Source organism: Paraburkholderia lebeckiae (assembly GCF_050436325.1).
GTDB lineage: Bacteria > Pseudomonadota > Gammaproteobacteria > Burkholderiales > Burkholderiaceae > Paraburkholderia > Paraburkholderia tuberum.
This window is the reverse complement of sequence record NZ_JBNDLZ010000002.1, coordinates 1,143,940-1,166,572: the sequence shown is the minus strand read 5'-3', so window position 1 is coordinate 1,166,572 and position 22,633 is coordinate 1,143,940. Positions and strand designations below refer to the sequence as shown.

The 22,633-nt window shown below is 62.7% G+C and carries 22 protein-coding genes and 1 pseudogene; 17 read left to right on the top strand and 6 right to left on the bottom strand.

Annotation, left to right across the window (positions count from 1 at the left end; genetic code table 11):
• Positions 1-2: 2 nt before the first annotated feature.
• A complete protein-coding gene (locus OKW44_RS08505) occupies positions 3-458 on the bottom strand; it encodes a rhodanese-like domain-containing protein (RefSeq protein WP_018424836.1) in 456 nt (151 codons plus the stop codon).
• Positions 459-577: 119 nt separating this feature from the next.
• Here OKW44_RS08505 and ftrA point away from each other — a divergent pair, with 119 nt between their 5' ends.
• Complete coding sequence (gene ftrA, locus OKW44_RS08500; protein ID WP_018424837.1) at positions 578-1,537, top strand: transcriptional regulator FtrA; 960 nt, start codon at positions 578-580, stop codon at positions 1,535-1,537.
• Between the two features lie 175 nt (positions 1,538-1,712).
• On the top strand, positions 1,713-2,930 hold the full coding sequence (locus tag OKW44_RS08495; RefSeq protein WP_018424838.1) for a DUF2252 domain-containing protein: 1,218 nt from the start codon (positions 1,713-1,715) through the stop codon (positions 2,928-2,930).
• 184 nt (positions 2,931-3,114) lie between these two features.
• Here OKW44_RS08495 and OKW44_RS08490 read toward each other — a convergent pair whose 3' ends face one another.
• The 4 genes from OKW44_RS08490 to OKW44_RS08475 form a co-directional block, all read right to left on the bottom strand.
• Positions 3,115-4,593 (bottom strand): DASS family sodium-coupled anion symporter, encoded by a 1,479-nt coding sequence (locus OKW44_RS08490; protein WP_018424839.1) that lies wholly within the window; start codon positions 4,591-4,593, stop codon positions 3,115-3,117.
• 51 nt (positions 4,594-4,644) lie between these two features.
• On the bottom strand, positions 4,645-5,592 hold the full coding sequence (locus OKW44_RS08485; RefSeq protein ID WP_018424840.1) for a lactate/malate family dehydrogenase: 948 nt from the start codon (positions 5,590-5,592) through the stop codon (positions 4,645-4,647).
• Between the two features lie 104 nt (positions 5,593-5,696).
• Positions 5,697-6,080 (bottom strand): nuclear transport factor 2 family protein, encoded by a 384-nt coding sequence (locus OKW44_RS08480; protein WP_026226597.1) that lies wholly within the window; start codon positions 6,078-6,080, stop codon positions 5,697-5,699.
• Positions 6,081-6,260: 180 nt separating this feature from the next.
• The gene (locus tag OKW44_RS08475) at positions 6,261-6,461 is read right to left on the bottom strand and encodes a hypothetical protein (RefSeq protein WP_018424842.1); all 201 of its coding nucleotides are present in this window, start codon (positions 6,459-6,461) and stop codon (positions 6,261-6,263) included.
• Here OKW44_RS08475 and OKW44_RS08470 point away from each other — a divergent pair.
• The 3 genes and pseudogenes from OKW44_RS08470 to OKW44_RS08460 form a co-directional block, all read left to right on the top strand.
• Positions 6,460-6,648, top strand: a pseudogene (locus tag OKW44_RS08470) (YbiU family protein); the annotation flags it as partial. The gene OKW44_RS08475 and the pseudogene OKW44_RS08470 overlap by 2 nt on opposite strands.
• A gap of 82 nt (positions 6,649-6,730) precedes the next feature.
• Positions 6,731-6,886, top strand: coding sequence for a hypothetical protein (locus OKW44_RS08465; protein WP_018424844.1), 156 nt, complete (start codon positions 6,731-6,733; stop codon positions 6,884-6,886).
• Positions 6,887-6,925: 39 nt separating this feature from the next.
• Positions 6,926-7,174, top strand: coding sequence for a hypothetical protein (locus tag OKW44_RS08460; protein WP_018424845.1), 249 nt, complete (start codon positions 6,926-6,928; stop codon positions 7,172-7,174).
• Here OKW44_RS08460 and OKW44_RS08455 read toward each other — a convergent pair.
• Positions 7,165-7,551 (bottom strand): ester cyclase, encoded by a 387-nt coding sequence (locus tag OKW44_RS08455; RefSeq protein WP_018424846.1) that lies wholly within the window; start codon positions 7,549-7,551, stop codon positions 7,165-7,167. The two genes, OKW44_RS08460 and OKW44_RS08455, sit on opposite strands and share 10 nt — an antisense overlap.
• Positions 7,552-7,871: 320 nt before the next feature.
• On the opposite strand from OKW44_RS08455, the gene OKW44_RS08450 reads away from it, so the two are divergent.
• From OKW44_RS08450 to OKW44_RS08395, 12 genes are all read left to right on the top strand, one after another.
• On the top strand, positions 7,872-9,290 hold the full coding sequence (locus OKW44_RS08450) for a GH1 family beta-glucosidase (protein ID WP_018424847.1): 1,419 nt from the start codon (positions 7,872-7,874) through the stop codon (positions 9,288-9,290).
• A gap of 94 nt (positions 9,291-9,384) precedes the next feature.
• Positions 9,385-10,623 carry an ABC transporter substrate-binding protein gene (locus tag OKW44_RS08445; protein ID WP_018424848.1) on the top strand — a complete coding sequence of 413 codons (1,239 nt, stop codon included), beginning with the start codon at positions 9,385-9,387 and terminating at the stop codon, positions 10,621-10,623.
• An 8-nt stretch (positions 10,624-10,631) separates the two neighbouring features.
• A complete protein-coding gene (locus tag OKW44_RS08440; RefSeq protein WP_018424849.1) occupies positions 10,632-11,588 on the top strand; it encodes a carbohydrate ABC transporter permease in 957 nt (318 codons plus the stop codon).
• On the top strand, positions 11,585-12,502 hold the full coding sequence (locus OKW44_RS08435) for a carbohydrate ABC transporter permease (protein ID WP_018424850.1): 918 nt from the start codon (positions 11,585-11,587) through the stop codon (positions 12,500-12,502). Before OKW44_RS08440 ends, OKW44_RS08435 begins: the two co-directional genes overlap by 4 nt.
• 3 nt (positions 12,503-12,505) lie before the next feature.
• Positions 12,506-13,666 (top strand): ABC transporter ATP-binding protein, encoded by a 1,161-nt coding sequence (locus tag OKW44_RS08430; RefSeq protein ID WP_018424851.1) that lies wholly within the window; start codon positions 12,506-12,508, stop codon positions 13,664-13,666.
• Between the two features lie 45 nt (positions 13,667-13,711).
• On the top strand, positions 13,712-14,764 hold the full coding sequence (locus OKW44_RS08425; protein WP_018424852.1) for a LacI family DNA-binding transcriptional regulator: 1,053 nt from the start codon (positions 13,712-13,714) through the stop codon (positions 14,762-14,764).
• A 655-nt stretch (positions 14,765-15,419) separates the two neighbouring features.
• Positions 15,420-17,132, top strand: a complete 1,713-nt coding sequence (locus OKW44_RS08420; RefSeq protein ID WP_018424854.1) for a SulP family inorganic anion transporter — start codon at positions 15,420-15,422, stop codon at positions 17,130-17,132.
• Positions 17,133-17,287: 155 nt separating this feature from the next.
• On the top strand, positions 17,288-17,980 hold the full coding sequence (locus OKW44_RS08415; protein WP_018424855.1) for a phosphatase PAP2 family protein: 693 nt from the start codon (positions 17,288-17,290) through the stop codon (positions 17,978-17,980).
• 178 nt (positions 17,981-18,158) lie between these two features.
• The gene (locus OKW44_RS08410; protein WP_018424856.1) at positions 18,159-19,775 is read left to right on the top strand and encodes a methyl-accepting chemotaxis protein; all 1,617 of its coding nucleotides are present in this window, start codon (positions 18,159-18,161) and stop codon (positions 19,773-19,775) included.
• Between the two features lie 121 nt (positions 19,776-19,896).
• Complete coding sequence (locus OKW44_RS08405) at positions 19,897-20,061, top strand: FmdB family zinc ribbon protein (RefSeq protein ID WP_018424857.1); 165 nt, start codon at positions 19,897-19,899, stop codon at positions 20,059-20,061.
• 605 nt (positions 20,062-20,666) lie between these two features.
• Positions 20,667-21,257 (top strand): hypothetical protein, encoded by a 591-nt coding sequence (locus tag OKW44_RS08400; RefSeq protein ID WP_162634102.1) that lies wholly within the window; start codon positions 20,667-20,669, stop codon positions 21,255-21,257.
• Between the two features lie 180 nt (positions 21,258-21,437).
• Positions 21,438-22,604 (top strand): radical SAM protein, encoded by a 1,167-nt coding sequence (locus tag OKW44_RS08395; protein ID WP_018424859.1) that lies wholly within the window; start codon positions 21,438-21,440, stop codon positions 22,602-22,604.
• The last annotated feature ends 29 nt before the right edge of the window (positions 22,605-22,633 follow it).

The window sequence follows — 22,633 nt, the reverse complement described above, 5'->3', positions numbered from 1 at the left end:
CGCTATGCGTCAGAGCGTGGATCGGACGGCGGATCGGCGTCCGCGCGGCTCAGTTGGAAGCCTTCGTCCAGCCAGCCGGTGACGCCGCCCGCCATCAGCTTGACGGGCCGCCCCAACTGGGCGAGCCGTAGTGCGCCGCGCGCCGCGCCGTTGCAGTGCGGGCCCGCGCAGTAGGTAACGAACAGCGTGTCCGGCGCATAAACCGCGAGCTTCGACGCGACGATCTTGCCGTGCGGCAGATTCAGCGCGCCCGGCACGTGGCCCTGCGCGAACAGCGCGGGACTGCGCACGTCCAGCAGCACGAAGCCGGGCGCGCCGCTCGCGAGCGCGGCGTGGACGTCGGAGCAATCGGTTTCGAAGCGCAGCGACGTCTGGAAGTGCGCGAGCGCGGCGGCGCTGTCGGCAGCGGGGATTGCGGTGACGGCGTTCGGGACGGTGGTGAGGTTGTCGTGAGTCATGGCAAGCAGGGGTGAGTTGATCGGGTGGTGGGGCGGCGCGTTTCAGGAACGGTCGATTGTGACGAGCGGCGGGTCGCCCGGTAAGTGGCGTGATCGTCAATCTTCGGTAACATTGCGCCATGCACAATCATCTCGTCGTCGCGCTGGCCTACGACCGTCTCTGCACCTTCGAATTCGGCTGCGTGACCGAACTGTTCGCACTCGAACGTCCTGAACTCGGTGTACCGTGGTATCGCTTCGCGGTCTGTGCGAGCGAGCCCGGTCCGATCCGCGCGGCGGGCGGCATCACGCTGGCCGCGCCGTACACGCTGAAGCTGCTCGCGAGCGCCGACACGATCGTGATTCCGGGTTGGCGCGATGCCGACGAGGTGCCGCCGGCCGCGCTGCTGCGCAAGCTTCGCGCGGCTTATGAGCGCGGCGCGCGGCTCTGCTCGATCTGCTCGGGCGTCTTCGTGCTCGCGGCGGCCGGCGTGCTCGACGGCAAGACCGTGACGACCCACTGGCGCTACGCGGACAAGTTGCAGCAGCGCTATCCGCAACTGCGTGTGCAGCCCGACGCGCTCTATGTCGATGAAGGGCAGGTGATCACGTCGGCGGGATCGGCGGCCGGGCTCGACATGCTGCTGCATCTGGTGCGGCGCGATCATGGCGGCGCGGTTGCGAATCGCGTCGCGCAACGGCTCGTGGTGCCGCCGCATCGCGAGGGTGGCCAGGCGCAGTTCGTGCCGCGCCCAATGCCGCACGACGAAAGCGGACGTATCGCGAAGCTGATGGACTGGGTGCGCAGCCATGCGGCCGAGCCGCATACGCTGCGCTCGCTCGCCGGGCGCGCGGCGATGAGCCCGCGCACGCTGCAACGGCAGTTCCGCGACGCGACCGGCATGGCGCCTTATGAATGGCTCATCAGGGAGCGCGTCGCGCTTGCGCGCGAGTTGCTCGAAGCCGCGACGCCGCTGCCGATGGCGCGCGTCGCCGAGCTGGCTGGGTTCGGGTCGGAGGAGTCGTTGCGGCGGCATTTTCGCCGGATCGCGTTGACGAGTCCCGGGGCGTATCGGCGCAGGTTCGGTGGGGAGGGGTGAGTCCAGCAGATCGTAAGCACAATGGATGCGACACATTGATGACATTGGACATCTATTCGAACCAACATTGCGCGTTCGTCAGCAACAGGACCCGCATTGAATTCGCGGCACGCTCCGAGGTCACAGCAGCAGGCATGGAGCTCACGTCGAGCTCGCTCATTGAACGGAACCCGCTATGCCCGATATCGCAAAGATCATCGCCAACTTCAACGCCGGGCGGGACCCCGAACGACTCGCGATGAAATACAAAGCCATGCGCGGCTCGCCGTTCGTGTTTCTGCGCGGCACCTGCCATCTGTTCTATGCGCGTCTGCCGCGCGCGAACGTACTCGACGACGCGCCGCACGTGTGGATCTGCGGCGACATGCACCTCGAAAATTTCGGCAGCTACAAGGGCGACAATCGCCTCGTCTACTTCGACAACAACGACTTCGACGAAGCCTGTCTCGCGCCGGTTCCGTACGAACTCGTGCGTCTGTTGACGAGCGTGCTGGTCGGCGCGGCCAACCTGAAGCTGAGCCGCGCTGAAGCGCTCGCGCTGTGCCACACCGCGCTCGATGCCTACGGCGCCGCGCTCGCCTACGGCAAGTCGCGCTGGATCGAAGCGGAGACCGCGACCGGCATGGTGCGCGATCTGTTCGTCGCACTCGCAAGCCGCACGCGTGCCGCGCATCTGGACCGGCGCACGGTGCTCAAGGGCAAAACGCGCATGCTGAAGATCGACGGCAAGAAAGCGCTGCCCGTCAGCGGTGAACGGCGTGCCGCGGTCGCGCAGTTCATGCAGCAGTTCGCGGTGACGGAGCCGAATCCCGAGTTCTATCGCACGCTCGATGTCGCGCGCCGCATCGCGGGGACGGGCAGCCTCGGTGTCGATCGCTATGTGATTCTGGTCGAGGGCAAGGGCTCGCCCGATGGCAACTATCTGATCGATTTGAAAGAGGCGCTGCCGTCATCGGTGAGTGCGCACGTGACGGCGACGCAGCCGAAGTGGCAGACCGAGGCGCAGCGTGTCGTCGAAGTGCAGCGGCGCAATCAGGCGGTCTCGCAGGCCTTTTTGCACGCGGTGGAATTCAACCAGCGCTCCTATGTGCTGCGGAGTTTGCAGCCATCGGAAGATCGCGTCGTGCTTGCCGGCTGGGACGGCAAGCTGCCGCGGCTCGAGGCAGTGATCAACAGCATGGCCGAGTTGAGCGCGTGGGCGCATCTGCGCAGCGGAGGGCGGCAGAAGTCGGCGATCGCGGACGATCTGATCGCGTTTGGCAGTCGGCGCGATTGGCAACTGCCGTTGATCGATCTTGCGACGCAGTGTGAGGCGCAGGTCGCGGCGGACTGGAAGGCTTATTGCGAAGCTTATGATCGGGGAACCTTCGAGACGAGCGGCACGGGCAACTGAAGCGTTGCATTGGAGGGCCGGCGCGGGCATCAGGGCTGCGGACGGCGTCGCGTTGATCGGCGGCGATCGATGACGACCGGGGAAGTTGCGCGGGTCATGACCGCTCGCGATTGACGAAGCGGGAAGCGGAGCAGGATCACATGTGCGCGGGCCGTACGATCCGCGCGTCGAAAGTCGCGTTGTCTCATACGTGCCCCAGCACCTTCCACCAAAGCGGTCCAACGACCAGCCAGGCCACCATGTAAAACAGGCTCATCAAAAATCCCGCCTTCCACCATTCGCCCTGGGTCACGTAGCCCGCGCCGAACATGACGGGACCGGAGCCGATGCCATATTGCGTCAGGCAACCGTTCACATTGCTCAGAATGCCGAGCGAGACGGCGGCGACGAAGGGCGGGACGCCGGCGGCGACCATCAGTGCCATGGAGAGCGGAAACAGCGCGCTGATATGCGCGGTGGCGCTGGCGAAAAAGTAGTGAATGTAAACGTAGATCGCCGCCACCAGCATATAGACCGCCAGCATCGGAAAGCCCGCGAGATGCGCGCCGAATTCCTTGCCGAACCAGCTCACCATGCCATATTCGTTGAGCTTGGAGGCCAGCATGATGAGCAGACCGATCCAGATCATCGTGTCCCAGGCGGACTTCTCGTTCAGCGCGTCCTGCCAGGTCAGCACGCCGCTGATGAACAGCAACGAAACGCCGATCGCCGCCGCGAGCGTCGCGCCGACGCCGAGATCGTCGCCGAACACCCACAGCACCAGCAAGCCGACGAAGATGCACGCCATGATGATTTCTTTGACCGAGATGGGCCCCATCGTCGTGAGCTCTCGTTGCGCGAGGTCGGTGGCATCGGGGGTGCGTCTGACCTGCGGCGGGGCGATCCACAGCATGGCGATCGGAATCACGGCGAGGCACAGCAGACCGGGGATCGACGCCGCCACCGCCCAGTCGAGCCAGCTGATCGACACGCCCTGGTCCGCGGCCAGCCTGACCGCCAGCGGATTGCCCGCCATTGCCGTGATGAACATGCCCGCCGTGATGATGTTCGCGTGGAAGGCGCAGAGAATCAGGTAGCGTCCCACCTTCACGCGTGATTCTGGATCGTCGGCGTGACTGCCCAGCACGTCGGAAATGGCTCGCGTGATCGGCAACATCACGCCGCCCGCGCGCGCGGTGATGCTCGGCATCGCGGGGGAGATCACCAGTTCGGTCAACACGAGCCCGTAGCCGAGCCCGGTCGTTCGCTTTCCCAGCAATCGCATGAACAGAAGCGCGATCCGGCGGCCAAGGCCGGTCTTGATCACGCCGCGTGAAATGAAAAACGCGAGCATGACGAGCCATACGAGGTCGGTGCCGGTGGATTTGGTGACGTCGGCGAACGACAGAACGCCGACGAGCACGCCAATGGTCGAGCCGATGATGGCAACCACCGACATCGGCAGCGGGGCGGTCATGATGCCGGCAATGGTCGCGACGAACACGGCGAACATATGCCACGCCTTCGGCTGGAGCCCGGCGGGCGCGGGCAGAAACCACAGCACGACGCCGACCGCGATCGGTACCAGATATTTCCAGACGCCGGCCGGCAGTCCGACCGAGGGCTTCGGCGTGGCGGGAGGCGAGCTGGTGGGCCGTGAAACCTTGGCAGGTGTAGGAGCCATGATGGACCTCGTGCCGGCGTGGTTGGGTATTTTGGAGTGCGCGGGAAGGCGTCACCGCTCGTGGAGCACGCTCTCCGTCGCGTCCTTGACGATGCGCGCGCTACCTAGCAAGGTCTCGCGCTCGATAGGGTCGAGTTCCGGATAGGCGATCAACCGCGCGCCCGCGCCATTGACGACCATTGGCAGCGACACGCACACGTCCGGTACGCCTTCCACTTCGGGCTGAACGATGCCAACCGTGAGGATCAGATCGGTGTCGTGCACGATGGCCTCGCAGATCCTTCCTATCGCGCTGGCGATGCCGTAATGGGTGGCGCCTTTGCCTTCCTTGATGAGCTTCGCCGCCTCGTGGACGGAGCGCAGGATCAGATCCCTGCTGGCGGGGCCCAGTTCCTTGCCGTTCCGCGTCAGGAAGGTTTCGAGGGGCATGCCGCAGACCGTTGCGGCGGACCACTGGATCACGGCCGATTCGCCGTGCTCGCCGAGCACATAGGCGTGAATCGCGGAGGCCACCACGCCGAGCCGCTCGGACAGCAGGGAGCGCAGCCGCCCGGTGTCGAGCGAGGTGCCCGTGCTGATGACGCGCTCGCGCTCGCAGCGCAGTTGGTCGTAAACGGCGCCGGTCAGCACGTCGCACGGGTTGGTCGCGATCAGATAGATGGCTTCGGGCGCGAGCGGCGCGATCCGCCCGACGATTTCGATCGCGATGTCCGCATTGGTTCTGGCAAGGTGCAGTCGAGTCTCGCCGGGTTTGACGCCGGCGCCGGCCGTGATCACGACGATGTCGGCGTCACGCGCGTCTTCGTAGTCCCCTGCGCGAAAACGGCTGTGCCCCCAGAATGCCGCGGCGTGGGCGAGATCGAGAACCTGTCCCTCAGCGCGCACTCGCGCGACATCGATGATGACGACTTTCGCGCTCGGAATGGCCAACGCCACGAACAGCGCTGCCGATCCCCCGACCAGCCCCGCGCCGACGATAACGATCTTGGCCTGCCGCATAGCGAACCTCGTCAAGTTCGGGCTTCAGCCCCCTCGGGGCATAGTCGCACGCGTGCGTTTGTCATCAATCGGACCTTGGTCCTACACGGCCGCGGCGCGTTTTTTCACGCGCTCCGCTCAACCCATTGACTCCGCCAATCCGGTGCCTCGAACGGATCCGCAAAATACTGCGTCTCGTGGACGACCTTGCCTTCGCGGAACTCCATCACGCTGACCGTGTAAGCGATGCGCCCCTGATAGTTGATCGTGTACTCGGTGATCCACAGATTGCCCTCGCCTTGAATGCGCCTGATTGCGAATCCCGATGGCTTGCCGGGATGATGGCCGCGCAGCGCCTGCAAATTGGTTCGTCCATGAATTCGCTCGCCCGATTGGGGATAGTCGCAGATCGCATCGTCGGCGTAGATAGCGTGTTCGGCGTCGAGATCGCCGTCCGCCGACGCTCGCCAGTGTGCGTTCAAGGTTTCACGTATCGCTTCTTCGTTCATGGAGCGCCTCCAGAGCCGGGTGTTGCAGTCGACCAGCCGCGCGTGGCCGTCGCGTTGAAATTTCGCCGCCAGCGCATAGTCTGCGCCATAAAATCCCTGGCCCAACCGTTGCTGGAAGTACTCTCCCAGACGTGCAAAAAATGTCTGGCGCCTGCAGGGATTGCTCGCCGAGCAGTCCGGTCATTCGGACTGCCGGCCTGCGCGCGAGGGCCGGGACATCCGTTTGCCGTCTCCTTTGTTGCGGAGTCTCCGAAGAGAAGGCGAGCGCTCGGTGAGCATTGGCGACATCTGTTGCTCCGCCCGCCGCGCGTTCGCGAACTGCTGCCTGGATTCAACCGGCGTCATGTCCTTGGCGGCTTTGAATTGCCGGTTGAAATTCATGTATATCGCTTCGCTGCCGGGCTGCGCGAAGAACGATGCGTATCTGAAGCGGCAACTGCCGAGCTTTCTCGAAGGCAGGAGCCCGCCGGATTTTCCGGCCGATCATTTCGAAGTCGATTTCGTCGGCCGCGCGACGCCAGACGATCTCACCGAGCCTGGCCGTGCGCAAATGGGCTTCGACTTGTGACCGGAAAGGGCATGGCCGCGTCTGGATCGGGAGCAGAACTTGCTGCGCCTTCAGCATGGCAACGACCTAAGGAGGACCGGCCATGGCAACCACACCGAACAAGGACGAAAACCCGATCCGCCCGGATCAGTCCGACGTCGTGCAGACGGATCTGCCCGACCTCGGTCCATCGCAGGACCCGGATGAGCCGCCGCTCGATCCCGACATCGACCCCGATCGCGAGGACGACGAGCCATAGACGAGCGCCTTCGCCCCGATAAAAAAGAATCGAAGCGAAATGCGGGCGTTTCTGATAACCGCGGCATTTCCCCACATGGCGGAATTGCCGCGCGAGTCCGGTTTTGCCATGAGTGCCGCGCATAGCGAATTCAACGGAGACGGAGGTTTGCCCGGAGCGATGCGCTCCGTGACAGCCTCGCTGACGGCGCGTCTCCGCGCGCACAAAAAGATGCACGCGAGCGACACGCGCCAGAGCTGCCAAACAGAAACGTTTGAGCGCGGCGTGTCCCTGAGCCGCTACAACTGACTCTCGATCGCGGCTTTATCGATGACCGACCAGACTTGCTGGATCTTGCCGTCACCAAACTCGTAGAAGACGTTCTCGGAAAACTCCACCCGTTTTCCTTGCACGGGAAGCCCAAGTAACATGCCGATGGGTGTGCAGTCAAAATGCAATCGGCTTGCGATATGTGGCGGCTCGCAAACCAGCATCTGAATCTCGAAGTGCAGGTCCGGAATTTCGCGGAAGTCTCTTTCCAGCATCTCGCGATAGCCCGACAAACCGATTCGTTGGCCGTTGTACCTCACGTCTTCGCCAACGAAGTCTCGCAGCTTTGACCAGTCCTGCGTGTTCAGGCAGGCGATATAGGCGCGGTAGAGTTCCGACAGATCGAGTTCGCTCATCGCAATCGTCTTCCATGCTTCAGTGGATAAGCCGATTGTCGGCGATCCGAGACTTTGCGTTGCACGGCTGCCAGGGATTTTCGTCGGAAGCCGCAACTATCCGTTGCGGTCGGACAACCTCGATGCGCGCCGCATCACCCTCGCACGCGTGCCAGAAACCCCTCCAGACAAACCCGGATTGCTGCGCCGATTTCCCCGCTGCTATCGTTCGCTGGACAGTGTGGAAGCGCTTCCACTTAAGCGTTCACAGTAAGTCTGGACGCCAGCGCCTCGAGCTCCACCACACCCGGTTCAACGACCTCATTGGCAGGAGAGAATCCGTGGTAAACGACGCATCTGCAGTCACCGACGCCGCCCGTCCAACCGCTCACGGCGAACCGCATTCCGATCCATTCACACCGCCCGCCGATTCGTCGCTGTGGCGCCAGGATTTCCTGCTCGGCGCGGCCACCGCGTCGTATCAGATCGAAGGCGCGGTCAACGAAGACGGCCGCCTGCCGTCGATCTGGGACACGTTCTCGGCCACACCGGGCAAGGTGTTGGCCGGCGACACCGGCGCCGTCGCGTGCGATCACTACCATCGCTGGGAACAGGACGTCGACCTGCTCGCGGGCCTCGGCCTCGAAGCGTACCGGCTGTCGACCGCATGGCCGCGTGTGATGGACGAAAACGGCACGCCGAACCGCAAGGGGCTCGACTTCTACAAGCGCCTGCTCGGACGGCTCAAAGAGAAGAACATCACGACTTTCGTCACGCTTTATCACTGGGACCTGCCTCAGCATCTCGAGGATCGCGGCGGCTGGCTCAATCGCGAAACCGCGTACCGTTTCGTCGATTACGCGGATCTGATGAGCCGCGAGCTGCACGGCCTCGTCGATGCGTGGGCGACGCTCAACGAGCCGTGGTGTTCGGCGTACCTCGGCTACGGCAACGGCCATCACGCGCCGGGACTCTCGAACCTGCGTTTCGCCGCACAAGCCATGCATCATCTGCTGCTCGCGCACGGTCTCGCGATTCCGGTGCTGCGCGCGAACGACCCGCGCTCGCACAAGGGCATCGTCGCGAACGTCGGGCGCGGCACGCCGAATAGCGACAGCGCCGCCGACCGTCGCGCGGCCGAGCTGTTCGAAGTTCAGCACAACGCGTGGATTCTCGATCCGCTGTTCAAGGGCGAGTATCCGCAAGACCTGTTCGAGTTGTGGCCAGGCAGCGAGCCGCTCGTGCTCGAAGGCGACATGCAGACGATCAATACGCCGCTCGATTTTCTCGGCATCAACTATTATTTCCGCACCAACGTGGCGAGCGATGGCGGGCACGGTTTCAAGGAGGTGCCGCTCGAGGGTGTCGAGCGCACGCAGATGGGCTGGGAGGTTTACCCTGACGGTCTTCGCGATCTGTTGACCGGTTTCAGGAATACCTATGCCAATCTGCCGCCGATCTACATCACCGAGAACGGCATGGCATCGGACGACAAGGTGATCGACAGCCGCGTCGAGGACACGCAGCGCATTTCGTTCCTGAAGCGCCATCTCGCCGCGGTCGATCAGGCGATCAAGGCGGGCGTCGACGTGCGCGGCTATTTCCTGTGGTCGCTGATGGACAACTTCGAGTGGGCTTTCGGCTATGAGCGGCGCTTCGGCATCGTGCACGTCGACTACCAAACGCAGAAGCGTACGGTCAAGCGCAGCGCGGAGCTGGTGTCGAAATTCCTCGAAGATCGCAACGCGCAAGCGCAATAAACACAATTAAAACGACGCAGCAACGATGTAAAGCTGGGTGGAGCTGGAAGGTATTTCGACTTGACACACGGGCACTGAGCCTGGAGGAGACGGAATGAACAGCAACAGAATGGTCTTGCGAGGCGTAGTTGCGGCACTGGCGCTGTATGGCGTCGTCGCGCATGCGGAACCGCTCAAGGCTAACGTGATTCACTGGTGGACCTCGGGCGGCGAGTCGGCCGCGATTCGGCAGTTTGCCGTCGCGTACGACAAGGCCGGCGGCCAATGGGTCGACAATGCAGTCGCCGGCGGAGATCAGGCGCGTGCCACCGCGATCAACCGGATCGTCGGCGGCGATCCACCCACCGCCGCCCAGTTCAATACGTCGAAGCAGTTTCACGATCTGATCGACCAGGGACTCCTGAATAACGTCGACGACGTCGCCGCGAAAGAAAACTGGAATGGCATTTTCCCGCAGTCGATTCTCGACAGTATCCGTGTGAAGGGCCATTTCTACGCGGCGCCGGTCGACATTCATATGCCGGCGTGGTTCTTCTACTCGAAGCCGGTGTTCCAGAAAGCGGGCATCGCGAGCGAGCCAAAAAGCTACGACGAATTCATCGCCGATCTCGGCAAGCTGAAGAGCGCGGGCGTGATTCCGCTCGCGTTCGGCGGCCAGCCGTGGCAGGAGAAGATCACGTTCGACGCGGTGCTCGCCGATGTGGGCGGCCCGGACCTGTACATGAAGATTTATCGCGATCACGATCAGACCGCGGTCAACTCCGATGCGTTCAAGAAGGTGCTCGTGTCGTTCAAGCGGCTGCACGATTTCGTCGATCCGGGCTCGCCTGGCCGCAACTGGAACGACGCGACCGCGCTCGTGACTTCGGGCAAGGCCGGCGTTCAGATCATGGGCGACTGGGCGAAGGGCGAGTTCGTCGCGGCGAATCAAACGGCGGGCAAGGACTTCGGCTGCTTCCCGGGCTTCGGTCCGCGTTCGCCGTATCTGGTCGCGGGCGATGTCTTCGTGTTCCCGAAGACCGACAGCGCGGCGGCGATCAAGGCGCAGAATCTGCTCGCCACGGTGATGACCTCGCCGTCCGCGCAGGTCGCGTTCAGCGCGAAGAAGGGCTCGATTCCGATCCGGTCTGACGTCGACGAAAGCAGCCTCGACATCTGCGCCAAGGAGGGCATCGCGATCATGAAGGACAAGTCGCGCCAGTTGCCGAATCCGGAAATGCTGCTGTCGCCCGATACGCAGGGTGCGCTGACTGACGTCGTGACGAACTTCTGGAACAAGAACGAGTCCGTCGACGACGCGCAGAAAGCGTTCGCCAGCGCCTTGAAGGGCTAGGCCTCGCCATGCACGCGCTCAAGCTGCCAGCCGAGGGTTCGAAACCACTGGACAAGTCGCACCCCAAACCGCGAAACAAGCCGCTGAACCGGCGGTTTTCGATCGCGGTCTGGCTGGCCTTGCTGCCGATGCTCCTGACCGTCGTGTTCACGTACCTGGGCACGATGGTCTGGACCGCGCGCGTGTCGCTCAGCAATTCGCACACGTTTCCGTCGAACGACTTCGTGGGCTTCACGCAGTACGTGCGGCTCTTTCACAACGACCGCTGGTTGACGTCGCTGCAGAACATCGTGATCTACGGCGCGTGTTTCATCATCGCGTGCATGGTGATCGGCTTGCTGCTGGCGATCTTTATCGATCAGCGCGTGGTCGCGGAAGGCGCGTTGCGCACGGTGTTTCTGTATCCGTACGCGATGTCGTTCGTCGCTACCGGGCTCGTCTGGCAATGGATCCTGAATCCCGCGCTCGGCGCGCAGCAGGTGCTGCGCAATCTCGGCTTCGCGCATGCGCGCTTCGACTGGATCGTCGATCAGGACTGGGTCATCTACACGATCGTGATCGCGACCGTGTGGCAAGCTTCGGGCCTCGTGATGGCGCTGCTGCTCGCGGGCCTGCGCGGCATCGACGAAGAGTTGTGGAAAGCCGCGCGCATCGACGGTATTCCACGCTGGCGCGTGTACGCGAGCATCGTGGTGCCGATGCTCGGACCGTCGATCTCTACCGCGTTCGTGCTGCTGTTCGTGATGGTCGTGAAGCTGTACGACGCGGTAGTCGCGATGACGCAGGGCGGCCCCGGCACCGCGAGCGAAGTGCCGGCCAAATTCATCATGGACTATCTGTTCGGGCGCGCGAACATCGGCCTTGCGTCGGCCGCATCGATCGTGCTGCTCGCGACGGTGCTGGCGGTTCTCGCGCCGTTCTTCTATGCACGCAGCCGTGCGGCGCTGCGCGGGGAGAGAGGATGAACACGCTCGATTCCACGCTCAAAGGCGGCATGCCGCATCGCGCGCGCACGCGGCCCCGCCGCTCGGCGTTTTCGCCGGCACGCCTGGGCATCTACGCGTTTCTGCTCACCGCGGCGGCGTTCTTCCTGCTGCCGCTCTACGTGATGCTGGTCACGTCGGTCAAACCGATGAGCGAGATCCGCCTCGGCAATCTGCTCGGCTTGCCGATGCATTTCACGCTCGACGCGTGGAGCGCCGCATGGCAGTCGGCCTGCACCGGGCTCGATTGCAACGGCATTCGCGTCGGCTTCTGGAACTCGGTGCGTATCGTCGTGCCAAGCACGGTGCTGTCGATCATGGTCGGCGCGGTGAACGGCTACGCGCTGTCGTTCTGGCGGCCGCGCGGCGCGGGTCTGCTGTTCGGCGTGCTGCTGATCGGCGCGTTCATTCCAGTGCAGGTAATGATCTATCCGCTCGTGCGCGTGCTCGCGAGCGTGCATCTGTTCAGCTCGCTGCCGGGCATCGTATTGATTCATACGATGTTCGGCATGCCGGTGATGACGCTGCTGTTCCGCAACTACTACGCGTCGATTCCGCAGGAGCTGTTCAAGGCCGCGCGCATCGACGGCGGCAGCTTCTGGCGCATCTTCTTTCAACTGATGCTGCCGATGTCGACGCCGATCATCGTCGTCGCGCTGATCATGCAGGTCACGAACATCTGGAACGACTTCATTCTGGGCCTTGTGTTCGCTGGCACGAAGAATCTGCCGATGACGGTGCAGTTGAACAACATCATCAACACGACGACCGGCGAGCGGCTCTACAACGTCAATATGGCGGCGACCATTCTGACGTCGCTGGTGCCGCTCGCGGTTTATTTCATTTCGGGCCGCTGGTTCGTGCGCGGCATCGCGTCGGGCGCCGTCAAGGGGTAGGGCATGGCAAACATGGCTAATACGATCGATGCAGCTGGCGTGCCGGGTGCGAGCGCGGACGCTGACTCCGACGCCGCGGCGCTCACGCATCGCGCCAATGTGGCGGTCCGCAATCTGACGATTCGCCTCGGTTCGAACACGGTGATCGAGAACCTCGATCTCGACGTGCTCGCCGGCGAGTTCGTCGTGCTGCTGGGACCGTCGGGTTGCGGCAAGTCCACGCTGTTGCACAGCATCGCAGGATTGATCGATGTCAGCGACGGCAGCATCGAGATCGCCGGCGAGGACATGACGTGGGCCGATCCGAAGGATCGCCGCATCGCGCTGGTGTTCCAGTCGTACGCGCTGTATCCGACCATGAGCGTCGAGCGCAACCTGTCGTTCGCGCTGCGCATCAACGGCACGCCGAAGGCGGAAATCGCGCGGCGTGTCGCCCGCGCGTCAGAGATGCTGCAACTGGGGCCGTTGCTCAAGCGCAAGCCGTCGCAGTTGTCGGGCGGACAGCGGCAGCGCGTCGCGATCGGCCGCGCGATCGTGCGCGAGGCCGACGTGTTCCTGTTCGACGAGCCGCTGTCGAATCTCGACGCGAAGCTGCGCACCGAACTGCGCCGCGAACTGAAGCAGCTGCATCACAGTCTGGGCGCGACGATGATCTACGTGACGCACGACCAGGTCGAGGCGATGACGCTCGCGACGCGCATGGCCGTGATGCGCGGCGGCGTGATCCAGCAGTTCGGCACGCCGGCTGAGGTCTATGCGCGGCCGGACAATCTGTTCGTGGCGACCTTCCTCGGCTCGCCGGCGATGAATTTGCTGAAGGGCGCGCTCGAGACGCGCGACGGCGCGCTTCACTTTTGCACTGGGCAGGTGCGGATCGACGTGTCGGCGTACGCGTTCAAGGGGGCGCCCGCGCAGGGCGTGCGCTGCGTACTCGGCGTGCGCGCCGAAGACGTGCATATCACGGAAGGCCCCAGCCAGCGCGCGAAAGTTTCGCTAATGGAGCCGATGGGCAACCACCGCGTGATCTGGCTCGACTATCATGGCGAACAGATCGCGTCGATCGATCAGACAAAAGCGCCGATTGCGGAGGATGACACCGTGGCGTTCTCGTTCGACGCCGCGCATGTCTCGCTATTCGACGAAGCGAGCGGCGCGCGCTTATAACGCCGCGGCGCGTCACGCGCAAAGCGGCTCGTCGAGACAGGCTTGATGGAGAACCGCGTGGCAACACTTAAGGACGTCGCGGAACTGGCCGGCGTGGGCATGTCGACCGCCTCACGAGCCATTTCCGGCAAGGGACCGATTTCCGCCGATGCCGCGGCGCGCGTGAAGGCGGCGATCGAGGCGCTGAATTTCCGCCCGTCGTCGATCGGCCGGGCGATGGCGACGCGGCAGCTCGGCATCATCGGCATCTTCGTGCCGACCTTCTTTGGTTCCTACTACGGCACGATCCTGAAGCAGACCGACACCGAGCTGCGTGCGGTGGGGCGCCATGTCGTGGTCGCGACCGGTTGCGGCGAGGTGTCGCCGCGCGAGCAGGCGATCGAGGCAGTGCGCTTTTTGATCGGCCGCGACTGCGATGGCGTGGTCGTGATCAGCCACGATCTGCACGACGAAGACCTGATCATGCTGCATGGCATGCATCCGAAGATGGTGTTCCTGAATCGCGCGTTCGAGCAGTTGCCCGAGGCGTCGTTCAGCGCGGATCATCGGCGCGGCGGCGAACTCGCGGCGCGCACGCTGCTCGATCACGGGCATCGCGACATCGCGGTGATTTCCGGGCCCGCTACCGCGTCGGACAACGTGATGCGGATCGACGGCTTTTTCGCCGAGCTCGCGCGAGCCGGCATTGCGCGCGACGACGTCACGCTGATCGAATCCGACTTTTCGCCCGAAGGCGGCTACGTGGCCGCGCAGAAGCTGCTCGAGACGCAGCGGCGCGTGACCGGCCTGTTCTGCGCGAACGACACGATGGCGGTCAGCGTGCTCGCGCGCTTTCACCAGGCGGGCATTTCGGTGCCGCACGACATCTCCGTGATCAGCTACGACGACGACTACTCGGCCGCCTACGCGGCGCCCGGGCTCACGTCGGTGCATATTCCAACCGCGGAACTTACGCAAAACGCGGTGCGCTGGCTCATCAACCAGTGTTACGGCACCACCTGGGAGATCTTGCGCGAGTTTCCGCTCAGCGTGACGATGCGCGAATCGGTCGGGCCAGCGCCGATGCCGAAGAAAAATACGCGCGGCGCAAAGCGGTAGAAGGGTTTGCTAATCGTGGCGGTATGGTGCCTGGCGCGCGGACGCGCGCCGTGGCGGCTGTCGTATGCGGGCGGTGTGCAGACCTGCGAACGAACCAGGGGCGCGGCTGCCAACAATGCGCGGCGGGGTTTTCCTTGAAGTCCAACGGATATTTCCGCGCGGTTTTTCACGCGCGGCAGGTGCGCTTATTCGCGTTTTCACTCACGTATCGACGACTTTTTCAGGCTCTCGTAATCCTTCACAATAGTGCTTTGCGGTTTTCCCTCATTAAACTTGCTTCAAATTTCTTTACACTTGCTGGCAACAAGCTGTTACGGGGTGAGTGTGATGTTGGTCATCTTTCTGATCGCCTGTCCGATCTGCATTGCTGCGCTGTTCGGTTTCGCGCGCCATGTGGACCCGCAGACAGGGCAATTCAAACGGTAGATCTTCTTCGCGCGTTTTTTTCCGCGGCTGCGCCGTGGAGATTTTCGCTTTGCGATTAACGTCCGTTAGTTTGTTGTGCGCTTGAAAGGAGCAATCGTTTGCGTTCTTTCGGTTTGCTTTCTCGTTTTCGTTTTCGTCAATAGCCCGTTCTCCCTTCCATAAGTCTTGCCTTGGCGCGCCGGTTCGCGGCACGATGCGCGATTACCTTCGTTTCAGGTCGGCATCGCGTATGCAAGATTCTCTGCAAAAAATGGCGGCACGTGCCAGCGTGCTGAAGGGCGTTCTTCCTTTGAGCCGGATTGCGGCGGCGCGCGAGGCGCTGGCCGGTGTGCAGCTTGCGTCGATGGATATTCCGCAGGTCCTCGGCTATGCGCGCATTGCCGGCATGCCGGCCGTCACGGGGCTCTACACGGTGTTCCTGCCGCTCGTCGCATTCGCGTTCTTCGGTGCTTCGCGGCATCTGGTCGTCGCCGCCGATTCGGCCACCGCGACGATCTTCGCGAGTCGTCTTTCGACAATGGCGCCCGCGTCGAGCGCCGAGTATGCGGCGCTCGCGGCGATGGTCGCGTTGCTGACGGCCGGGTTGCTGCTCGTCGCGCGCATCTTCAAGCTTGGCTTTCTCGCCGATTTCCTGTCGCGTACGGTGCTGGTCGGCTTTCTTGCGGGCGTCGGCGTGCAGGTCGGCATCGCGATGCTCGGCGACATGCTCGGCGTGCCCGGACATGCGGCGAGCAGCGTGAAACAACTGCTGCTCGTCGTGAGCGACGCTGCGCAGATCAATCGGCCGACACTGGCGATCTCGCTGCTCGTGGTGACCGCGATTCTCGTCTGCAAGCGTTTCTGGCCGCGCCTGCCGGTGCCGTTGGCCGCGGTCGTCGCGGGCATTGCCGCGAGCGATGTGTTCGGATTCGCCGCGCACGGCATCTCCATCCTCGGACCGGTGGAGGGCGGATTGCCGCCGCTGCGGATTCCGTCGGTGACGTGGCAGCAGATGCTCGATCTCGTGCCGGTCGCGGCGTCGTGCTTCGTGATGATCGTCGCGCAAAGCGCCGCGGCGAGCCGGGTGTTCGCCGACCGCTATCACGAGCCGGTCGATATCAACGCAGACCTGCTCGGCATCGCGGCTGCCAATGCGGCGGCGGCGTTTTCCGGCGCATTCGTCGTCAACGGCAGCCTGACTCAGACCGCGATGGCCGATCGCGCCGGCACGCGCAGCCAGTTCGCGCAGCTCGTGTTCGCGGCGGTCGTGGTGGTCGTGCTGCTGTTTTTCAGCCGCTATCTGCAGTATCTGCCGCACTGCATTCTCGCGAGCATCGTGTTTACGATCGCGGTCGGCCTGATCAATCTGCAGTCGCTCTTTTCGATTCGCCGCGAAAGTCCCGGCGAATTCGCGCTGGCTTTGTTCACGGCGGCGGCGGTCGTGCTGATCGGCGTCGAGCACGGCATTCTGGTCGCCGTCGCGTTGTCGTTACTGCGTCACGTGCGACACAGCTACCGCCCGCACACGATGATGCTCGCGCCCAACGGCGACGGCATGTGGGTGCCGGTGCCGGCGGTGCCCGGCGTGGAGACCGCGCCGGGGTTGATCGTCTATCGTTTCGGCGCCGATCTGTTCTACGCGAACGATCATTTTTTCGTCGACGATACGCGCCGCCTGATCGATCACGCACCGAACGCCGTGCGCTGGTTCGTCGTCGATGCGAGCGCGATTACGGATGTCGATTATTCGGCAGCGCGCTCGGTGGGCGAGTTGTGCTCGGCGCTCAAGCGCAATGGGATCGAGGTGGTCTTTGCGCGGGTGAATCGCTATTTGCGCTCGGATATGGATCGGCATGGAATCACGCCAATCGTCGAGGAGCGCTGTATTTTCGGCACGCTGCATGAGGCGCTGAGCATGGCGGGAGTGGAGAATCCGCATGAGCAGGTTAAGGGAGCGCCATAACGGAGAGCCCTGGCTTCGCACTGAGGCGGCGCATGCCGTGAACACCGCCTCGGACGGGCAAATTGCTAGCAAACGTTATCTGCGCCTCATTCCTGGTCGCTTGCCTCGATTATGCTGACCTTCCGCTTCGACTATCAGATATCGATTACAGGAAGATGAATAGCTTCGATTCGTCCATCGAAACATATCTGTCCAGCATACACTTCGGTCATTTCGCGACCCAATCGATACAAGCCATCGCCGACCTATACACCTTTAAAGGCCTGGTACTGATTGCTGTGCTTTGGTGGATCTGGTTTCAGCAAGACGGGCGCCCCGAATGGCGGCGCGAAATAGTTCTCGCGACGCTTCTCAGCGGTGTCGTGGCGCTCTTCGTCGGAAGGCTGCTGGCTCACTGGTTGCCGTTTAGAGTGCGTCCCATCTATAGCGCCGAACTTCATCTGCAGTTCGCGAGCGGCGCGACCCAGGCTGCGCAGTTGTCAGACTGGAGTTCGTTCCCAAGCGATCACGCCATGCTATGGATGGCTATCGCCACCGGTATCTTCCTCGTGTGGCGGAGCATCGGCGTGCTGGCGCTTCTCTATACCGCGCTCTTCATTTGCCTTCCGCGGGCCTATCTCGGCTTTCACTATCCGACCGATTTGTTGGTAGGGGGCGCCGTGGGCATCGTGATTACCTTGGTCCTGACTCGAGATGCGATCCGCGCGCGCTACGCGACCCCGGCGCTGCGATGGATCGAACGCTATCCGGGACCTTCTGCAATGCTGGCCTTCATTTTGTGCGTCGAACTCGTCACGCAGTTCGAAGAACTGCGTGCTCTGGCGTGCGGAGTGTTCAAACATCTATGACCCGCGCGGAGCGCCACGGCGCATGCCGATATTCTTGAGGTTCGCTGGCGCCGCCTTTCAGTGAGCTGCGATTAGCGAGCACACTCTATTGCCATCTCATGCAATATTCTGTCTAATGAATTCAGAATAAAACGTCCGATTTATTCGGCTCGCTGACTTAGTCGACGGGGTTCACTTCATGTACTCTCTGCTGCCGCTCAAGGCCCAGGTGCGCCGTCACGCGCGAACGCTCGCCGGGTATTTTCCAGCTCCATTTTCACGCGACGAATCAAGCAGTGTCGACATCCTCGGTGTCACGACTCCGAGGCTGCTAAACGGGAACACCCTGCTGAACCTCAACTACGGCGAAGTGGACCACTTCACCGCCAAAACCCGCGCGACGGGCACGTTATTCGTCGCAATTGGCGATGACTTCGTGCGCGTCGCCACTTCGGTCAAAAGGCAAACCGGCGAGCGGGCCGTGGGCACGGTACTCGACCGCTCGCATCCCGGCTATCGGATGCTGCGCGGGGGGCAACCCTACACCGGTTACGCGACGCTATTCGGCAAGCAATACATGACACGGTACGAGCCGATCCGGGACAGTTCTGGCGAGGTAATCGGCGCGCTGTATGTCGGCCTCGACGTCAGTGAGGTGTGGAACCTGTCGATCGGAGCCAGAATCGCGCTGCTTACGCTGGCCGCCAATACCGTACTTCTGCTGGGCTATGGTCGGCTGCTGGAGGCAGTGATCCCCCCCGACCGATCGAGCCCGGGAGCGGAGTTGCCCGCTTTCCTGCAAACCAGGGTGATCGGCTTCGGGCTACTCGGCGCGCTGCTGGTCAGCGCGCTGGTCTTCGTGACGACCCGGCGCGGTCTTGGCATGCAACTGCTCGAAGCGAAGGCCGCCGCCGAAAAACTCGCGGCCGGCGATTTGACCGCGCAAGTTCATGTCAGCCGGCGCGACGAACTGGGCCAGTTGATGCAGGCAATGAACGGCATCAGTGTCGGTTTGGCCTCGGTAGTCGGCAACGTCCGACGTGCCTCCGATATGATCGCGCTGGGCGCGCGCGAAATTGCGGCCGGCAACGCGGAGCTTTCGTCCCGCACCGAGGCGCAGGCTGGCTCGCTCGAGGAAACCGCGTCGACGATGGAACAATTGACGGCGATGGTCCGCGCCAATGCCGAACGCGCTTCGCACGCCAACCAACACATCGCCTCGGCCTCCGATCTCGCGGTCAAAGGCGGCACCGTGGTGGGCCATGTGGTGACCACCATGTCGTTGATCCGCGGCAGTTCACACAAGATCGTCGACATCATTAGCATGATCGACTCAATTGCCTTTCAGACCAATATCCTGGCTTTGAACGCGGCCGTCGAGGCAGCACGCGCCGGCGACCAGGGACGCGGCTTTGCGGTCGTCGCCGCCGAGGTGCGCAGCCTGGCCCAACGCAGTGCCATGGCCGCCAAGGAAATCAAGGCTCTGATCACCGACTCGGTCGGCAACGTCAATGCAGGCGGCGAACTGGTCGACCAGGCTGGCCGGGACATGACCGAAATCGTCACGGCTGTCGATAGTGTGGTCACCCTGATGGGTGAGATTACCCACGCGAGCAACGAGCAAAGTACCGGCATCGGCGAAGTCAACCGCGCGATCGGGCAGATGGACGAGATGACCCAGCAGAACGTTGCCCTGGTGGAGCAGGTGGCAGCCGCGGCAGCCAGCATGCAAGAACAGGCGTCCACATTGGAGGATGCCGTGCAGGTATTTCGGCTGGTAGGCGGCGGGCAAACTGACATTCACCCCATACGATGAGCGCTGCGCGCAAGGTACACGCAGGCGTCTCTCGCACTTTCCTGCACTAGAATGGGTTATTGCCGACGTCGTAGACGTATCTGGTCAGCCCGACGTGCGGGATTCTCGTTGGAGGAATGCCATGCCGACTTACCGGTACAGGTGTGAGAAGTGCGGTGAGATGTTCGAACATGCCGAGCATCTTGCTGAACATGAAAACGCTCATCCGGCCTGCCCAAAGTGCGGAAGCGAGAAGGTTCTGCACATACCCACGCCATTTGTGGCGAAAACCTCCAGAAAGAGCTGAAACCTGTCTGACCGGGCGACGGCAAAATCCGGGCCATTTGCAGCCGTTGCCCATGCTTTCGCGCCGACATTCGTGCGTCGGTTCTGCCCTGCCGGCGGATCTTCGCTCGTCGATCCTCCCGTCGCCTTGTGGGATGCCGTATGCCGATTGCCGACTGTGCGGCGCAGTCAAGTCCCGTAACCACATTTCTGTAGGCAATCCATCCGGACAGATGGCATAAGCCATAGGCGCTAATCGCGGCAAGTGGTCTCTTGGAATTGGAGACTGGTATTGGTTAAGCCAACAGCCGGTGGGTGAAGAAGCCGTTTTTATCAAGGTGCAGACCGGCTAATTGCGAAGTGGGGCGGGGCGGCAAAAGGTTTAAAGAGCTACACGTCGGACGTGACTGAAGTTCCGCCCGAACTCTTCGAAGGCGAAGTCGCCATGGCGACTTCGCACGTGGTAGCCGCAGGCGAGTCGGCTGATAAGGCGCGCGGATTCGACCCGAAGGCGCAGACGGTCTACACCCGCAAGGCACGGCGGGTCGCGAAGGTTTATTCGACAGCGGCCACCAAAGCGCGGCAACTCCTGTGGGGCAAACGAGCGGCGACGACGACGCGGTCGAATTGGCCAACACGATCGCGGGACTGCTGATCAGCGAGGGAGGCGCCGACCGGGATAAGTCGGGAGGAGGCGTTTTCATGGCGACCTTCATGCTGCTCGACTTGATTGAGAAGCAAATATGCTATGGGCTAAGCGGCCAGTACTATACCTGGGCGTCGATGTTGATGCATGCCGGCGCGTCAGACGCGCAACCCGCTCCGGACGACATTCCAGGACGGAGCGCGAAACCAGGCCTCAAGCGTAAGATGGCAAAGCATCCGATGGCCGGTTTCGGAACGGTCAATATGGGGAAGTCGATAGCCCAGAATAACGCCAATGAAGCGCGGAATCGCGTCATTTCAATCGCGACTGCGTGGTTGGCTAATTACCTGGCCGAACACGACACAGAAAGCGACTATAAGTACGTGTTTATCAGGAGCCTGAAACGGGATGTCACGCCAAAAACGCCGACTCGTTTGAAATCCTATGCACATCTGCGAGACGTGAGCCGACTTGCGCTCCAGACTCGGGCCGTTTCAACCTCGTGCCTGCTCACGGGCAGCAAGACGAAGGAGATTGGGTATCTCGATGGGAGCGTGCAAATCTGGAAATAGACAGTGCGTGCTGCCAGATTGACGGCGCTCTTCGCGGGTATTGCGGTTATCGGACTCGCATTGACGGCACGCACCGGTAGATTCAAGGCGTAGGCTGGCGTAAGAATGGATCATGCGCCGCGCGTTGAGCGTATTCTATGAAGCTTCGTGCCGAATTCGTCGGCAGGCGGTGAGGGTCCCATGGATACGACAGAGCGGATCATCAAGTGGCGCGATCAGCGGCATGTAGACGGTGTCGGCAGCGAACCGCGCAATCCGCTGCCCGCGGTGTGCGACGTATCGGTGACCAACGTTTGCAACGCGGCATGCGACTTCTGCGGGTTCTCTCGCGAGAAAAATCTGGCGGGGCCACGTCGCTATCTCGACCCTGATGAGTTCGCGCGCGCACTGCCGATCCTGCGCAGACGCCGGATTCGTTACATGACGCTGCAGGGAGGTGAGCCGCTGGTTCATCCCGAGATCGCATCGCTCGTGGCTTCGGCCACCAAGGCCGGCATGCAGTGCGGCGTGATCACGAACGGCTGGTTTCTTCCCCGCTACATCAAGCCATTGGCGGCGGCCGGCCTCAGGCGTCTGCTGATTTCCATCGATAGCGCGGACATGCGCGAGCATGAGCGCAATCGCGGTCTGCGCGGTCTCGAGGCCCGTATCCGCGACGGCATCACTCAGGCCCATAGCTTCGGCATCGAGGTCTGCGCATCGATTACGGTGAGCCGACTGGTCCGTTACGAGTTGCTTCCCGAGACGCTCAACCGCCTTGGCTTCGATGCCGTCGTTTTTTCCTATCCACGGCGCGAGGCGTTTGGTTCTACATCGCTTGTTTACGACGAAGAATCGAAACTCGTCGACCTGAACGCGGAAGAACTACTCGAAGCGTTGAGCGCAATCGCGCGCCTCAAGAAGCATTTCCGTGTCATGGACCCGAGCGCTGCGCTGGCCGAGGTCGCGCGTTTCGTGCGCGGCGAACAGCAACTGGTTCCATGCATCGGTGGCAGCAAGTACTTTTATATCGACTGGAACCTCGATGTTTGGCGTTGCGAGGCGTGGCCTGAGCCGATGGGCTCCGTCTTCGACCTCGACCGCCTGCCCGATCAACGGCAACCCTGCAATGACTGCATGATGGGCTGCTACCGGCATGCCAGCATTCTGATGCACGGTGCCGTCGCCGTGACCGACTCGGTGTACGCGCTGGGCAAGGGGCAGCTTCGGGCTGCTGTCGGCTTGTTGTTCCAGCGCAGCGTTGCGTATTCGCTGTGGGCGCTTTCAGTCGAAGAATTACCTCGGGCGGCGCTCAGTTCGTTCGCAAGACGGACTGGCGGACGCCGTTCCACGCCGCAAACTGAATGAGCTCGATTTCCGCGACTGAGGTCCCTGGG